Genomic DNA, 14,982 nt, shown 5'->3' on the forward strand with positions numbered 1-14,982 from the left:
TGACGAGTCGCTGTCGCTAGGGCAAACTCTGCCGAAAATATTTGATTTTCTTGCGCCTTCAAAACAACATCCTAAAGAAAACGTTGCGTCTTTGCGATTAATAAAGAACTCAATATTAATATCACAATTGAAGCGGTCAAAATTCCCCTCCCTTGGAGGGGTAGCAAATCAAAGATTTGGCGTGTTGGTATGAAACACTCTCAACTCAAAACATTTCATTAATAAAAAAAATATCATAACTTGCAGTCATTATGATGTCCAAACGTTGCAAATATGCTTTAAAAGCAATGGTCAGATTAGCAAGAAACTATAACCAGGGCTTTCTGCCTACCTCTGTTATTGCACAAGATGAACATATCCCTAAAAAATTTTTAGAACAGATTCTTTTAGAACTGAAAAGAGTAAGGCTTGTCAATAGTAAGCAAGGTAAAGCTGGTGGTTATTATCTGCTAAAATCTCCGGATGAAGTTTCATTGGCAGATATTTACCGTATTTTCGAAGGACCGATAGCACTAACGCCTTGTGTGTCCTTAAACTTCTATGAACCTTGCGATGATTGTGTGGATGAAGCATCCTGCTATCTTAGAAATGAATTGATGATCGTAAGGGAAAAAACAAGAAAAAGCATGATGGAGGCCACTCTGACTACGTTTATGAAAAAAAATTAGTTTTTTTTAATTTTAAACTCTACTAATTTGGTAGGATTAATAGGATTATATATATTTGCAGGAATAATTTCAATCCCAAATGGAAAATAATCTTAAAATAGAATTCGAAAAACTACTGGAAAAAGCTTCTGAAAGTCCTTTTCAGCCTGATTTTTTGCAGACATTGGTTGAGCGGTTTCCTAATAAGCTTATCTTTTCGACAAGCTTTAGTTATGAAGATCAGGTGATCACTCATTTAATCAAAGATCTCAATATTGATATTTTTACGCTTGATACGGGTAGGCTTTTTGAACAAACGTATGAAACCTGGACGGCCACCAGAGCGTTTTTTAAAAAAGATATTAAAGCTTATTATCCGGATACAGAAGAAATACAGAAATTCATTGTAGAGAACGGACCCGATTCTTTTTACCAGTCGGTAGAGCAGAGGAAAGCATGCTGTACAATCCGTAAAGTCCATCCTTTGAAAAAGGCTTTGGCCGGCTATAAGGTTTGGATCACAGGTCTGAGATCGGAACATTCTGCGAACCGGCAAAATATGCCCCAGCTGGAATGGGACGAGGATAATCAGATCATCAAATTTCACCCTATCCTTCATTGGACTACCGAACAGGTAACAGATTATGTAAAAGCCTACCATTTACCTTACAATTATCTGCATAAAAAAGGATTTGTCAGTATTGGATGCGAACCCTGTACCAGAGCGATAAAAGAGGGGGAAGACTTTAGAGCAGGCCGCTGGTGGTGGGAAGATGCCAACAAAAAAGAATGCGGATTACATATTCATCAATAAAAAAGAAAACATGTCAACATATCATTTAGATTACTTAGATCAGTTAGAAGCTGAATCCATTTATATTTTAAGGGAAGTAGCAGGACAATTTGAACGTCCCGCACTTTTATTCAGTGGAGGAAAAGACAGTATTGTACTGGCTCATCTGGCTTCAAAAGCATTCCGTCATGGAAAAATCCCTTTTAAGTTCGTTCATGTGGATACAGGACATAACTTTCCGGAAGTTCTAGATTTCAGAGATCAGCTCGTGAATGAACTGGAAGTAGAATTGGTTGTACGTAAAGTTGAAGACACCATAAAAACAAAAAGCTTAACAGAGCCTAAAGGGAAGTTCCCAAGCAGAAACTGGCTGCAAACCTATACCTTACTGGATACGATTGAAGAGTTTGAGTTCGATGCATGTATTGGAGGTGCCCGAAGAGATGAAGAAAAAGCCCGTGCGAAGGAGAGAATATTTTCTGTCAGAGATGAGTTTGGACAATGGGATCCTAAACTTCAGCGTCCTGAGCTATGGAATATTTTCAACGGAAAAATTCATAAAGGAGAAAATGTAAGGATTTTCCCGATTAGCAACTGGACTGAGCTTGATGTGTGGAACTACATACGTAGAGAAAAAATTGAGCTGCCTTCCATTTATTTCTCTCATGACAGAGAAGTGGTAGATCTCAACGGACAGTGGATTGCCAATTCGCAGCACGCATCTTTAGACAGTACCGATTTCGTCGCCACAAAAAAGATCCGTTACCGCACTGTGGGGGATATGACCTGCACCGCAGCTGTCGAATCCCATGCAGTGACAATAGATGCAGTGATCGAAGAAATTGTAGCAACACGGATTTCAGAACGCGGAGAGACCAGAATTGATGACCGGGTAACGGAAGCCGCGATGGAAGACCGAAAAAAAGGAGGATACTTTTAATACACGATAAATGATAAAAGATAATTGATCAATGATTAAGACGGAATGTCCATCAATTATCACTCATAATTCATAACTCATACTTCATAATTCAAAAATGGATATATTAAGATTTATAACAGCAGGAAGTGTAGATGACGGTAAAAGTACCCTTATCGGAAGACTGCTTTACGATAGCAAAAGTATTTTACAGGATCAGCTGGAAGTACTTGAAAAACATTCTAAAAATAAAAATGAAGACGGTGTAGATCTGGCACTTTTAACAGATGGTCTTCGTTCTGAAAGAGAGCAGGGAATTACCATTGATGTAGCCTATCGATATTTTTCAACACCTAAAAGAAAATTTATTATTGCCGACGCTCCCGGCCATGTACAGTATACCCGAAATATGATTACCGGATCCTCCAATTCTGACCTGATGGTTATTCTTATCGATGCTCGTAAAGGAGTAATCGAACAAACAAGAAGGCATTCCATTATCGCTTCATTATTGAAACTTAAAAAAGTAGTGGTCGCCATTAATAAAATGGATATGGTGGATTATTCGGAAGAAGTTTTTGAAACCATCAAGTCAGAGTATGCAACAATTGCTGACAATCTTGAGTTAAAAGATGTGGCTTATTTCCCTATTTCAGCACTTAAAGGCGATAATATTGTCAGTCTATCTTCCAAAACAGAATGGTATAAAGGAAATGCTCTTTTAGAATTTCTGGAGGAAGTAACCCTTACTGAAGAATTGAACAGCGGAAGCCGTTTTCAGGTTCAGTATGTAATACGTCCACAGACAGAAGAATTACATGATTACAGGGGCTATGCCGGACAGATACTAAGCGGTAGATTTCAAAAAGGAGACAAGATTCAGATATTTCCGGCTGGTTCGACAAGTGAAATTACAGCAATTGAAATCAATGGGAATGAAGTAGAGGAGGCATTTGAAGGGCAACCTGCAGTTATCCACATTGCCGATGATCTGGATATCAGCAGAGGTGATCTTTTCGCTCCTGAAAAGGAACTTCCCGTTGTCGAAAAAGACCTTGAAGTTCTCTTATGCTGGCTGGATCAGAAATCTTTGCAACCGGGAAATAAATACCTGTTGCAACAAAATAGCAGATTGGTAAAAGCAGTAGTAAAAGCAGTGGATTATAAGATCAATGTTAATACTCTTGTACAGGAACAGGCAGAGGGAGAGATTAAGCTTAATGAAATTGTTAAAGTCACTCTTAGAACGGCGCAACCTCTTGCTTACGACAGTTTTATCCATAATAAAAGAACAGGGTCTGCTATTTTAGTAGATGAGACCTCCAATTCAACAGTAGCAGCATGCATAATTCAATAGAAAATGACAGTTTCCAATAATTTAATTGACAGAATCCGTAACAGCAAACAATGCAATGCTCATCGTTTTTTTGATAAGGCAAAAGCTAAATATTTTGTTACCGGTTTGTACGAGGTCCTTTTTCTTCCTGAAAAAGAAAATACAACGGATCAGCTGGAAAGAAATTTCGCCAAATTATATGGTGCTCTTTTTAGCTTAATAAACTGCATTACCGCAGACGAAGATCTTGCAGAAGTTCAAACGGATACCTTTTTTGATGCATTGCCTGACATCTATAATCAGCTGATTCTGGATTCTGTTGCTATTCTTGAATTTGACCCTGCAGCAGGCTCTCTGGAGGAAATACTTCTGGCATATCCGGGATATTTTGCAACCTATGTTTATAGAATTTCCCACCAGTTGTGGAAGCAGGAAGTAAAAATATTACCACGTGTCATTTCAGAGTATGCCCATAGTAAAACAGGAATTGATATCCATCCCGGAGCAGTGATCGGAGAATATTTCTTTATCGATCATGGAACCGGAATCGTTATTGGCGAAACGGCAGTCATTGGGAATCATGTGAAAATATATCAGGGTGTTACCCTTGGAGCTTTAAATGTCTCAAAGGAAAAAGCCAATCAGAAAAGACATCCCAATATTGAGGATCATGTTACTATATATTCAGGAGCTACCATTCTTGGAGGAAATACAACAGTTGGCAAAGACAGTATTATCGGAGGAAATGTATGGATCACACAAAGTGTTCCTCCCAATTCTCTGGTCTATCATAAAAGTGAAATAAAAATAAAGGATAACAACTCATTACCAGAATCTTTAACCTTTGTTATTTAAAATAGAAAAATAAAAATTGTATTGGTATGAAATTTCAGAACACATTAGAAACGATTGGGAATACGCCAGTCGTAAAAATTAACAAGCTTTTTAATTCAGATCATGAAGTCTGGATCAAATTAGAAAAAAGCAATCCAGGAGGAAGCATCAAAGACAGAATAGCATTAGCCATGATTGAAGATGCAGAAGCCAAAGGTTTATTAAACAAAGACAGCACAATCATAGAGCCTACCAGTGGAAATACCGGAATTGGACTTTCATTGGTTGCTGCCGTTAAAGGATACAAACTTATTCTGGTAATGCCTGATAGCATGAGTATAGAACGCCGTAAAATTATGGAAGCTTACGGAGCTGAATTTGTACTGACGCCTAGAGAAAAAGGAATGAAGGGCGCTATTGAAAAAGCAAATGAACTCGCGCAGGAAACCCCTAACTCATGGATACCAAGGCAGTTTGATAATCCTGCTAACGTAAAGATTCACACAGAAACAACCGCACAGGAAATAATAAAAGATTTTCCTGATGGTTTGGATTACATTATTACAGGAGTAGGAACAGGAGGTCATATTACAGGAATCGCAAAAGTCTTAAAAGAGAAATATCCTAATGTTAGGGTAATTGCTGTAGAACCGGAACTTTCTCCGGTATTAAGCGGTGGAAGTCCGGCACCTCATCCTTTACAGGGCTTGGGAGCAGGATTTATACCTTCCATTTTAGATATAACACTTCTGGATGGTGTAATTACAGTAGGTAAAGAGGAGGCTTTTCAATATACATTGGATGCCGCTAAAAAAGAAGGTCTCTTTGTAGGAATTTCTACAGGTGCTGCTTTAGCTGCCATTGCTAAACATTTACCGGAAATCAAGACTGACGCTAAAATTCTAACCATCAATTACGATACTGGTGAACGGTATCTCTCCATTGAAGGGCTCTTCTAAACTCTTTAACTAACACAGACTTTAAATGAATACAAACATAAAAGCACCCAAGGTTTATCTTATTGGTGCAGGACCCGGCAACCCAGATCTCATCACCGTAAAAGCAGTAAAAGCTATTGCTAAGGCGGATGTTATCTTATGTGACCGTCTTGTAAGTCCCGAAATACTGGAAACATACGTCAATAAAAATGCAGAAGTTATTTATGTCGGTAAAGAGTGCAGTAAAAACGCGTCCACACCTCAATCACTCATTAATACTTTAATGGTTGATTATGCTCTTCAGAACAAAACTGTTGCAAGACTTAAAGGAGGTGATGTATCTATATTTTCTAATATTCTGGATGAATTACAAGCTTTAAAAGAAAATCATATCCCATTTGAAATTATTCCGGGAATTACAGCTGCTTTAGGAGCTGCAGCGTATGCAGGCATGCCTTTAACCGCCAGAGGATATGCTACATCTGTCCGGTTTCTTACGTATTATAAGTCTGAAATTCTTAGCAATGAGTATTGGAAAGAACTGGCTGTAACCAATGATACTCTTGTATTTTATATGTCTAAGGGTAACCTTATAGCTCTTGTAGAAAAATTTATACAGCTAGGGGTTTCAAGGGATAAAAAGATTGCTGTGATTGAACAGGCGACTACACCTTATCAAAAGGTGTATACCTCATCTTTTGATGATTTTGCGATAAAGTTTGCAGATAAAACTTTTGCCTCTCCATCATTAGTTGTGATTGGTAAAGTAGTCAATCTGCATGAAGAATTTTCATGGCTTCAAAATTCTGAAAACGAAGGCCTTTATTTTAAATCAGTTGAAAATGGAAGCCTCATCCAAAAAACTCAAAATTTCTTCGAATATGCTGTCTGAAAATAAATTAAAAATATTAAAACAAATATCTGATAATTTCTCCAGAGATGAATCCATCTGGGCAAGCGGATATTTAGCAGGTCTTGTAGGATCATCTTTACCGGCTGTTCAGGCTCCTCAACAGATTGAGTCCACAGATCAGGTTGCTGTGAAAAAAATTACCCTTGCTTATGGGACAGAAACGGGGAACAGTAAAAAACTGGCGACAAGCCTGGCAGGAATTATTAAGAAAAAAGGAATCCAGGTTAAGTTAGCTGATCTTTCACAATATAAACCAAAAGACCTGGGTAAGGAAGAGTACTTCTTTGTTATCATAAGTACCCAGGGCGAAGGTGATCCTCCGGTTCTCGCTAAGAAATTCTATGACTATATTCATGAGAATGAAATCGATCTCAGCAAACTAAAATTCGGAGTTTTAGCTTTAGGAGATACAAGTTATCCGCTATTCTGTAAAACAGGAGAGGATGTGGATTACCGTCTGGAAATATTAGGAGCTCAGCGAATCATTCCATTAAAAAAATGCGATATTGATTATGAACAGGATGCAAGCCAATGGATCGAACATGTTTTCGAAACAGTAAACAAAACATCTGAGAATAGTTCAAAAAACATTTCAGCTCCAAAAGTTTCAAAGGGAAGGAAAAAGTATCAGGGAACGGTTTCCAACATTATTAATCTGAACGATATTACTTCTGATAAGGAAACCTATCACATAGAAATAGAAACAGAAGAAACTCTTGTTTACAGTCCTGGTGCAGCTCTGGGTATTATTCCTTTCAATTCAAAACCTGTAGTCGATGAAATTATTGAATTAACAGGAATTGACCCTAAGAAGGAAGTTGAAACAGCTCGAGTAACGGCCAGTGTAGAAGAGCTTTTATCTCAACATCTTAATATCAGTTATCTATTAAAAACAGTTGTTGCTCAATATGCTGCGATTACAGGACATTCAATTCCAGAAGTTCGTTTAGGCCTTCTTGATCTCCTTCGGATTTATCCGGTGAAAAATGCTGATGAATTTGAACAGATCATCACTGTATTAACTGGACAGTCTCCACGATTGTATTCCATCTCTTCCTCTTTGGAGGCTCATGGAGATACTGAAATTCACATTACTGTTGCCAAATCTGAATTCCTGATCGACGACCAGAAACAGAATGGATTATGCAGTGGTTTTCTTAGTGAATTCGCTGAGGGAGAAAGCATTGAGTTTTATATTCAGGAAGCAGGTCATTTTAAACTACCGGAGCAGGATAAAGATATTATCATGATCGGACCGGGAACAGGAATTGCACCATTCAGGTCATTTCTTTGGGAGCGGGATGCAACAGGAGCAGAGGGCAGGAATTGGTTATTTTTTGGGGACCGGAATTTTGTATCAGATTTCCTTTATCAATCAGAACTTCAGGATTTTCTTAAAACAGGCGGGCTCACTCATTTAGACCTTGCTTTCTCCAGAGATACAGCAGAAAAAATATATGTCCAGCACAAACTGGAACAAAAGGCCCAGGAAGTTTTTTACTGGCTTGAAGGGGGAGCATCTATCTATGTATGTGGTGCAAAAGAGCCCATGAGCCGTGATGTTGAAGAAACCCTTTTGAATATTATTCAAACTCAGGGGAAACGCAGCAAGGAGGATGCTCTTAGCTATCTGGAAGAAATGGAGCTTAATGGCAGATATGCTAAAGATGTTTATTAAACCCCATTTGAAGTAATTGTTAAATAAAAAGAAAATAATGAGCAATAAAGATAACCTTTCACCCGTAGAAAGAATTAAAACCGGCAGTAACGGACTCAGAGGAACCTTAAAGGAAAGTCTTTCCGATGATTTCACCGGAGCCATAAGAGAAGATGATCAAACCCTGATCAAGTTCCACGGAATGTATCAGCAGGATGATAGAGACAGACGAGAAGAACGAGTAAGCAAAAAGTTAGAATGGCTTTATTCATATATGATCCGGCTAAGACTTCCCGGAGGTTTTTTAACCTCTGAACAATGGTCAGGATTGAATGAAATTGCAGAAGATCATTCTACAGGAACGATAAAAATAACCACAAGACAGACTATTCAGCTGCATGGTATTTTAAAATCCCACTTAAAACCTACCATTCAAAGTTTTAATATTCAACATCTCGATTCTATTGCAGCATGTGGAGATGTTAATAGAAATGTAACCTGTACCGCTAATCCTTCTGAATCACCACTGCATCAGGAGGCTTATGAACTGGCTGGTAAGATCAGTGAAATGTGTCTTCCAAAGACCAAGTCATACTACGACATCTGGATCGATGATGAATTAATTGTTGACAGAAAAGTGGAAGAAGATCCTCTTTATCAGGAAAGGTATCTGCCAAGAAAGCTGAAAATCGGAATCGCAGTTCCCCCCAATAATGATGTGGATGTATTTATCAATGATATTGCACTGATTGCAATTATTGAGAACAATAAGATCGCTGGTTATAATATTGCTGCAGGAGGAGGGCTAGGTGCCACCCATGGAAATGAGTCAACGTATGCCCGTCTGGCTTCCGTGCTTGGATTTGTAGATAGTGAAGAAAAAGTATTAAAAGCTGTATACGAAATTATAACCGTACAGCGTGATTTCGGAAACAGAAGCGATCGAAAACTTTCAAGGTTAAAGTATACGATCGATCAATTGGGCATTGATGGATATAGAGCTGAAGTTGAAAAAAGGACTGGTTTTGCTTTCGAGCCAGCCAGAGAATTTAAATTTGAACAAAGAAAAGACCGTTATGGCTGGACAAAAAATCATGAAGGAAAATGGTTTTACACTGTTTTTGTAGAACATGGAAGAGTCCTGGACACTGATGAATATCCTTTAAAATCAGGACTATTAAAGATTGCAGAATTAGATAAAGTTAACTTCCGTTTTACTTGTAACCAGAACCTTATTATTTCTGATATTGAAGAAGCAGACAAGCCTCAAATTGAATCTCTTCTAAAAGAATTTGGAATTTCTGAATATACTGAAAATGCAAGTGCATTACGCAAAAATTCTGTTGCCTGTGTCGCATTAAATACCTGTTCATTAGCGTTAGCGGAAGCACAGCGCTATCTGCCTTCTCTGGTGACTAAAATTGAACCTGTCCTTGAAAAGTATGGTCTTTTAGAGGAAGATATAACGATTAGAATGACCGGATGTCCAAATGGTTGCGGAAGATCTCCTAATGCTGAAATCGGCTTTGTAGGAACAGCATATGGCAAATATAACCTTCACATCGGTGGAGACAGATTAGGAATGCGCCTTAATACAAAATTCAAAGAAAATATTGGTGAAGAAGAAATTCTTGAAACCTTGGATCAGCTTTTCGGCATATATGTACAGGAAAAACTGACTGAGGAAACGTTTGGTGATTTTTCATACCGCTATTTACAAAGCTTGAATTAAAATTGCTTAACCACAAACCGAAGGTTCGACGTAGTCAAAAGTCACAAAAGCTTTATTTATAAACACTTTAGAGCACTTAAGCTAAGTTTATAATTAGATTGTGAAAAAAGTTCACATAAGATAAAAGTCTTAGATTTTCTAAAAACTTAAGTGCTCTTGATATGCATAAAGCTGGGAACTTAAATCAACTTAAGTGTTAAGTGAGATTGCTTCACATTCGTTCGCAATGACATAGTGTTTAAAAACTTTTGTCCCTTTTGTGGTAAAAAAATAACATGCTTGAAACTTTTAATTAAAATTAAACCACAAAAGTCACAAAAGCTTTGTTTATAAACACTTAAGAACACTTAAGTTAAAGTTTATAATTAGATTGTGAAAAAGTGCACATAAGATGAAAATCTTAGATTTTCAGAAGACTTAAGTGATCTTGATATACGTAAAGCTGGAAACTTAAATCAACTTAAATGTTAAGTGAGATTGCTTCACATTCGTTCGCAATGACATAGTGTTTAAAAGCTTTTGTCGCTTTTGACTATGTCGAACCTTCGGTTTGTGGTTAAAAAAATATTACTTCTCCAGTCATTAAAAACTTAAATTGAAAATATGGCACAACTACTTTATCATCAGAAAAAAACTAACAAACAAAACCATCATCTTTTAGGTTTACGAATGTATATGTGCTGTTGATTTTATACAACAGACAACATTAAAACTGTTTAAAAATACATCATGGTCCTAATCTCCCTTATTAAAAGTTTAAACAGATTTATTCGTATAACGTAAAAAAATGAAAAATGAAAAACAAAAGGCAGGGACTTTTTCTGCAGAAAGTGGGTATACTATTATTTGTCCTTTTATTCTTTAACCTGGCGGAAGCACAACAGCAGCTGATAGAATTAAGTGGAATCATCAAAAACACAGACACCCAAAAAGGGATTACCGCTGTAAAAGTTCAGGTTGAACATACAGAGGATACTTCATTAACAGATCAACAGGGAAATTTTAAAATAAGAACGAGGGTTAAAATACCCTTTCGAATCGTTATTAGTAAAGAAGGATTCATCAGTCAAACAGTTGAAATACTTTCCCTTTCCAATAAAATAGCGATAGAGCTAAATCCTCAGAATGCCATTATCGATGAAGTGGTTATTTCGGCTTCCAGAGTTCCGGAAAAGGTTCTAAGATCTCCTATAGCGATTGAAAAGATTGACATCAGAGCCATCCGGGAGAGCCCTGCTGCTTCATTTTATGAAACCCTTGAAAACGTGAAAGGTTTGCAACTTTTAACCTCTAGTCTTACGTTAAAAATCCCTAATTCCCGAGGTTTTAATTCGCCTAATAATTTTCGCTTCATGCAATTGGTGGATGGGGTTGATGTGCAATCTGCTACTTTGGGAGTTCCATTAGGAAATGCCATAGGCCCCACAGAACTGGATATCCAATCTATGGAGGTAACTCCGGGAGCGGCATCTGCTCTTTATGGGATGAATGCTATTAATGGATTGGCAAGTCTTCAGACAAAAGATCCTTTTACCTCACAGGGATTGAGTGTCTATTTTCGGGGAGGAGTTAATCATGTTGATAATGTAAACCATAAAATATCTTCTTTGGGAGAAAGTGCCATCAGGTTTGCAAAAGCTTTAAATAAGAACCTCGCTATTAAAGTCAATGCATCTTATTTTAGTGGAGTAGACTGGATCTCAAATAATCAAACCGATCAGAATGCCAATCCATTAATTACTGCTAATCCTAATTTTTCATTGGGTAATAATCCTGCAGAAGATCTTTGGAATAAATACGGAGATGAAAGAAACAACCGGGTTGCCGTAAAGGTAGATTATAATGGGAAGCCTACCACATTCAATGTGTCACGAACAGGATATCTTGAAAAGGATCTCGTAAGCCCGGAAGTTAAAAATGTAAAATTTGATGCCGGGTTGTATTATCGTTTTGGGGATCAATGGAGAACATCTTATGTATATCGATATGGATTGCTTGACGGAACTTTTCAGAGAGGAAATAAGATCAGGCTTCAAAATGCAACAGTCCAAAACCATAAAGTAGAGCTTACCGGTAAAGAGTTGACGTTTAGGGCTTATGTATCAATAGAAAATACAGGTGATTCTTACAATCTGAAACCTTTGGCTGATAACCTGGATCTGACCAATCTTTCTAATAGCAATTGGAAAAACATCTTTCAGTCAGCTTTGCAAAATAATATCAATGCAGGAGTAAGCTTAAATGATGCTTTCATCCGTGCAAGACAGGAAGCAGATAAAAACAGAGCAGTTCCCGGGACCTATGCTTTTGAACAACTAAAAAATACCATTATTGGAATCAATAACTGGGATTCAGCCAATGGGGGAGTTGCCGGAGCTCCCGCTACAGGAGGGGCTAAACTTGAACAAAAATCACGCTTTTACCAGGGTGAACTGACCTATGACTTAAGCAGGTTTGTAAAAATATTCAACTTGCTTGCAGGTATCGACTATCGCCTGTACAGCATAACCCCGGATGGAAATAATTTTGTTGATTTTGACAGACCGGTTAAAGAAAGAAATACCCCTTTATCCAATGGCACTTTTGGTAAGGATGTTATTTATCAGAAATATGGGGCTTTTGCCCAGATCACCAAACTTTTCTTTGATGATAAATTAAAACTTAATGCAGCCTTACGCGTTGACCGGAATCCTGAATTCGAAGCAAAAATAAATCCGAGAATAAGTATTGTCTATTCTCCTGTGAATCAACATAATTTCAGGGCCTCTTTTCAAAATGGGTACCGTTTTCCCTCATTGTTTGAAGCTCTTTCCTTCGTCAACAACGGAAACGTAAGAAGGGTGGGCGGACTTTCAAAAGTGAATGAAGGGCTGGGTTATCTTGAAAATTCATATACGCTTGCTTCCCTTGACAGATTCACTTCTGCAGTAAATGCTGATGTAGATGGAGGGAAAAGTCCAAACCAGGCAGCGTTGGATAACAAAAATCTTTTAGCAGTTGCCAATCTCCAAAAGCTGCAACCCGAAAAAATCAATTCATTTGAAGTAGGGTATAAGTCCGTTTTCTTTAATAGTAAACTGGTGCTGGATTGGGATTTTTACTACAACATCTATGAAGGATTTCTTGGACAGGTAGAAGTGGCTGTACCTAAAAATGGTAAAGTGGGAAGCGAAAGCGCTGTCCTGGATATGATCGATCGAAGTAAGCAGGACCGTTACAGGGTGTATACTAATAGCAACAGTACATACAAAAGCTATGGAACTTCATTAGGTATCCGGTATAATATTGTGAAAAACTATAACATCAATGCCAATATTTCTTACAATGATCTGGCGTCCAATAACAATTCAGATTTGTTTATTACCTCTTTTAACACCCCGAAATGGATGGTGAATGTGAGTATAGGAAACAGGGAGATCATCAAGAATATTGGCTTTACACTTGTTGCAAGGTGGCAGAATAAGTTTTTATGGGAAAGCCCTCTGGCTTCAGGACAAATCCCGGCTTATTATACAATAGATGCGCAGGCAACCTGGAAGCTTCCTGAAATCAATGCAAATGTAAAAATCGGAGCTACCAACCTGTTTAACCGCCGTTATTTTCAATACGCTGCAGGTCCTGAAATTGGTGGGTTGTATTACCTCGCTTTTACCTATGATTTAAAACTGTAATCAAATGAGTAATTCTTTATATCCCATATTCTTAAAACTTGAAACCTTATCACTACTGATCATCGGTGGTGGTAAGGTTGCTCTCGAAAAATTAGAATCCATCCTCGGCAATTCTCCTAATACCTTTATTAAACTGGTGGCCAAGGAAATTATTCCAGAAATTAAGTCATTGCAGTCTCAATTTCCCAGTTTAACGTTATATGAAAGATCTTATAACCCTTATGATTTTAAAGATGTAGATCTTGCCATTATAGCGGTTAATGATATCATAGTAGCCGAAGAAATCAGAAATCAAGCCTATCAAAATAATGTGCTGGTTAATGTTGCTGATAAACCAGATCTATGTGATTTCTATTTAGGCTCTATTGTAAAAAAGGGAAGTCTTAAAATTGCCATTTCAACCAATGGGAAATCCCCAACTATTGCTAAAAGATTGCGGGAAACTTTCACAGAAACGATTCCTGATGAAATGGATGATGTATTGGAAAATATGCAAAACATCCGCAATCAGTTAAAAGGAGATTTCAATTACAAAGTCCAGGAGCTAAACAGAGTAACCACAGAGTATCTGGATGTAGGAAAAGGCAATCCCACAAAATCAGATCTGGAAATAGAAAAACTTATCAATATTACTAAAATAGCTCAAAGAAGAGCGAATATCTATTTAGCAATCATTGGTGTTTTAATTCTTTTTGGAGTATTGGGAATTATTATTTACCAGTTCAATCTGTCAGATGATATTCAGGTTTTTCTTAGCAAAGACGGTCATATTTTTTACTGGATGCTGCTTGCTGGCTTCCTGGCAGAAATCGTTGCCGGATCCATGGGAATGGGTTATGGAGTCATATGTACTACGATACTTTTACTACTTAATGTTCCATCACCGGTAGTAAGTGCCAGCATTCATTCCGCAGAATCATTTACAACGGCAGCGGGAAGTTTTAGCCATTATAAATTGGGGAATGTCAATAAAAAAATGGTCTGGGTATTATTTCCATTAGCAATCGTTGGTTCTGTGATCGGTGCATTAACGCTGTCCCATTACGGCGAATATTATGCACATATTGTAAAGCCCATTATTGCGTGCTACACTTTGTATCTGGGATTGAATATCCTAAAAAATGCGTTCAAAGAAAAGAAAACCAATCAGGTTAAAACAAAAAAGAGGACCAACCTTAGAGTCTTAGGACTTGTTGGTGGCTTTATAGATTCTTTTGCAGGGGGAGGCTGGGGACCATTGGTAACCGGAACGTTGATCAAAGAAGGTAGAATTCCCCGTTATGTTGTGGGAAGCTCAACCGTGGCTAAATTCCTGCTTACCATCACCAGTGCGGTCACTTTTATTTTTACCATTGGTATTCATCATTGGAATATTGTATTAGGGCTTTTGCTGGGTGGTGTTTTTACAGCTCCTTTTTCAGCGATGCTTACTTCAAAGCTTCCAACTAAAAAGATGTTTGTCGTCGTGGGTGTTGTTGTTATTGTAATGAGTCTTATCACCATTATAAAATCCTTTTCATCATAAGGGTCTGGTGTTCGGCA

At 37.7% G+C, this 14,982-nt stretch carries 11 protein-coding genes; all 11 read left to right on the top strand.

Features of this window, described 5'->3' with window-relative positions:
* Nucleotides 1-251: 251 nt before the first annotated feature.
* Nucleotides 252-668: an RrF2 family transcriptional regulator gene (locus CEY12_RS04165; RefSeq protein ID WP_089026487.1), complete on the top strand. Its 417-nt coding sequence runs from the start codon at nt 252-254 to the stop codon at nt 666-668.
* Between the two features lie 79 nt (nt 669-747).
* Nucleotides 748-1,461: a phosphoadenylyl-sulfate reductase gene (locus CEY12_RS04170; protein ID WP_089026488.1), complete on the top strand. Its 714-nt coding sequence runs from the start codon at nt 748-750 to the stop codon at nt 1,459-1,461.
* 10 nt (nt 1,462-1,471) lie between these two features.
* A complete protein-coding gene (cysD, locus tag CEY12_RS04175; protein WP_089029788.1) occupies nt 1,472-2,380 on the top strand; it encodes a sulfate adenylyltransferase subunit CysD in 909 nt (302 codons plus the stop codon).
* Between the two features lie 97 nt (nt 2,381-2,477).
* Nucleotides 2,478-3,716 carry a sulfate adenylyltransferase subunit 1 gene (locus CEY12_RS04180; protein WP_089026489.1) on the top strand — a complete coding sequence of 413 codons (1,239 nt, stop codon included), beginning with the start codon at nt 2,478-2,480 and terminating at the stop codon, nt 3,714-3,716.
* A gap of 3 nt (nt 3,717-3,719) precedes the next feature.
* Nucleotides 3,720-4,550: a serine O-acetyltransferase EpsC gene (gene epsC, locus CEY12_RS04185; RefSeq protein ID WP_089026490.1), complete on the top strand. Its 831-nt coding sequence runs from the start codon at nt 3,720-3,722 to the stop codon at nt 4,548-4,550.
* Between the two features lie 26 nt (nt 4,551-4,576).
* The gene (cysK, locus tag CEY12_RS04190; protein WP_089026491.1) at nt 4,577-5,488 is read left to right on the top strand and encodes a cysteine synthase A; all 912 of its coding nucleotides are present in this window, start codon (nt 4,577-4,579) and stop codon (nt 5,486-5,488) included.
* Nucleotides 5,489-5,513: 25 nt separating this feature from the next.
* Nucleotides 5,514-6,359, top strand: coding sequence for a uroporphyrinogen-III C-methyltransferase (gene cobA / locus CEY12_RS04195; protein ID WP_089026492.1), 846 nt, complete (start codon nt 5,514-5,516; stop codon nt 6,357-6,359).
* Entirely contained in the window at nt 6,349-8,058 is a 1,710-nt protein-coding gene (locus tag CEY12_RS04200) for a sulfite reductase flavoprotein subunit alpha (RefSeq protein WP_089029789.1), read from the top strand. Before cobA ends, CEY12_RS04200 begins: the two co-directional genes overlap by 11 nt.
* 37 nt (nt 8,059-8,095) lie before the next feature.
* Nucleotides 8,096-9,769, top strand: a complete 1,674-nt coding sequence (locus CEY12_RS04205; RefSeq protein ID WP_089026493.1) for an NADPH-dependent assimilatory sulfite reductase hemoprotein subunit — start codon at nt 8,096-8,098, stop codon at nt 9,767-9,769.
* A 794-nt stretch (nt 9,770-10,563) separates the two neighbouring features.
* Nucleotides 10,564-13,440, top strand: a complete 2,877-nt coding sequence (locus CEY12_RS04210; protein WP_089026494.1) for a TonB-dependent receptor — start codon at nt 10,564-10,566, stop codon at nt 13,438-13,440.
* A 4-nt stretch (nt 13,441-13,444) separates the two neighbouring features.
* Nucleotides 13,445-14,965, top strand: a complete 1,521-nt coding sequence (locus CEY12_RS04215; RefSeq protein WP_089026495.1) for a TSUP family transporter — start codon at nt 13,445-13,447, stop codon at nt 14,963-14,965.
* Nucleotides 14,966-14,982 lie beyond the last annotated feature (17 nt).

The sequence above is a fragment of the Chryseobacterium sp. T16E-39 genome (genome assembly GCF_002216065.1).
In the GTDB taxonomy this organism is placed as follows: domain Bacteria; phylum Bacteroidota; class Bacteroidia; order Flavobacteriales; family Weeksellaceae; genus Chryseobacterium.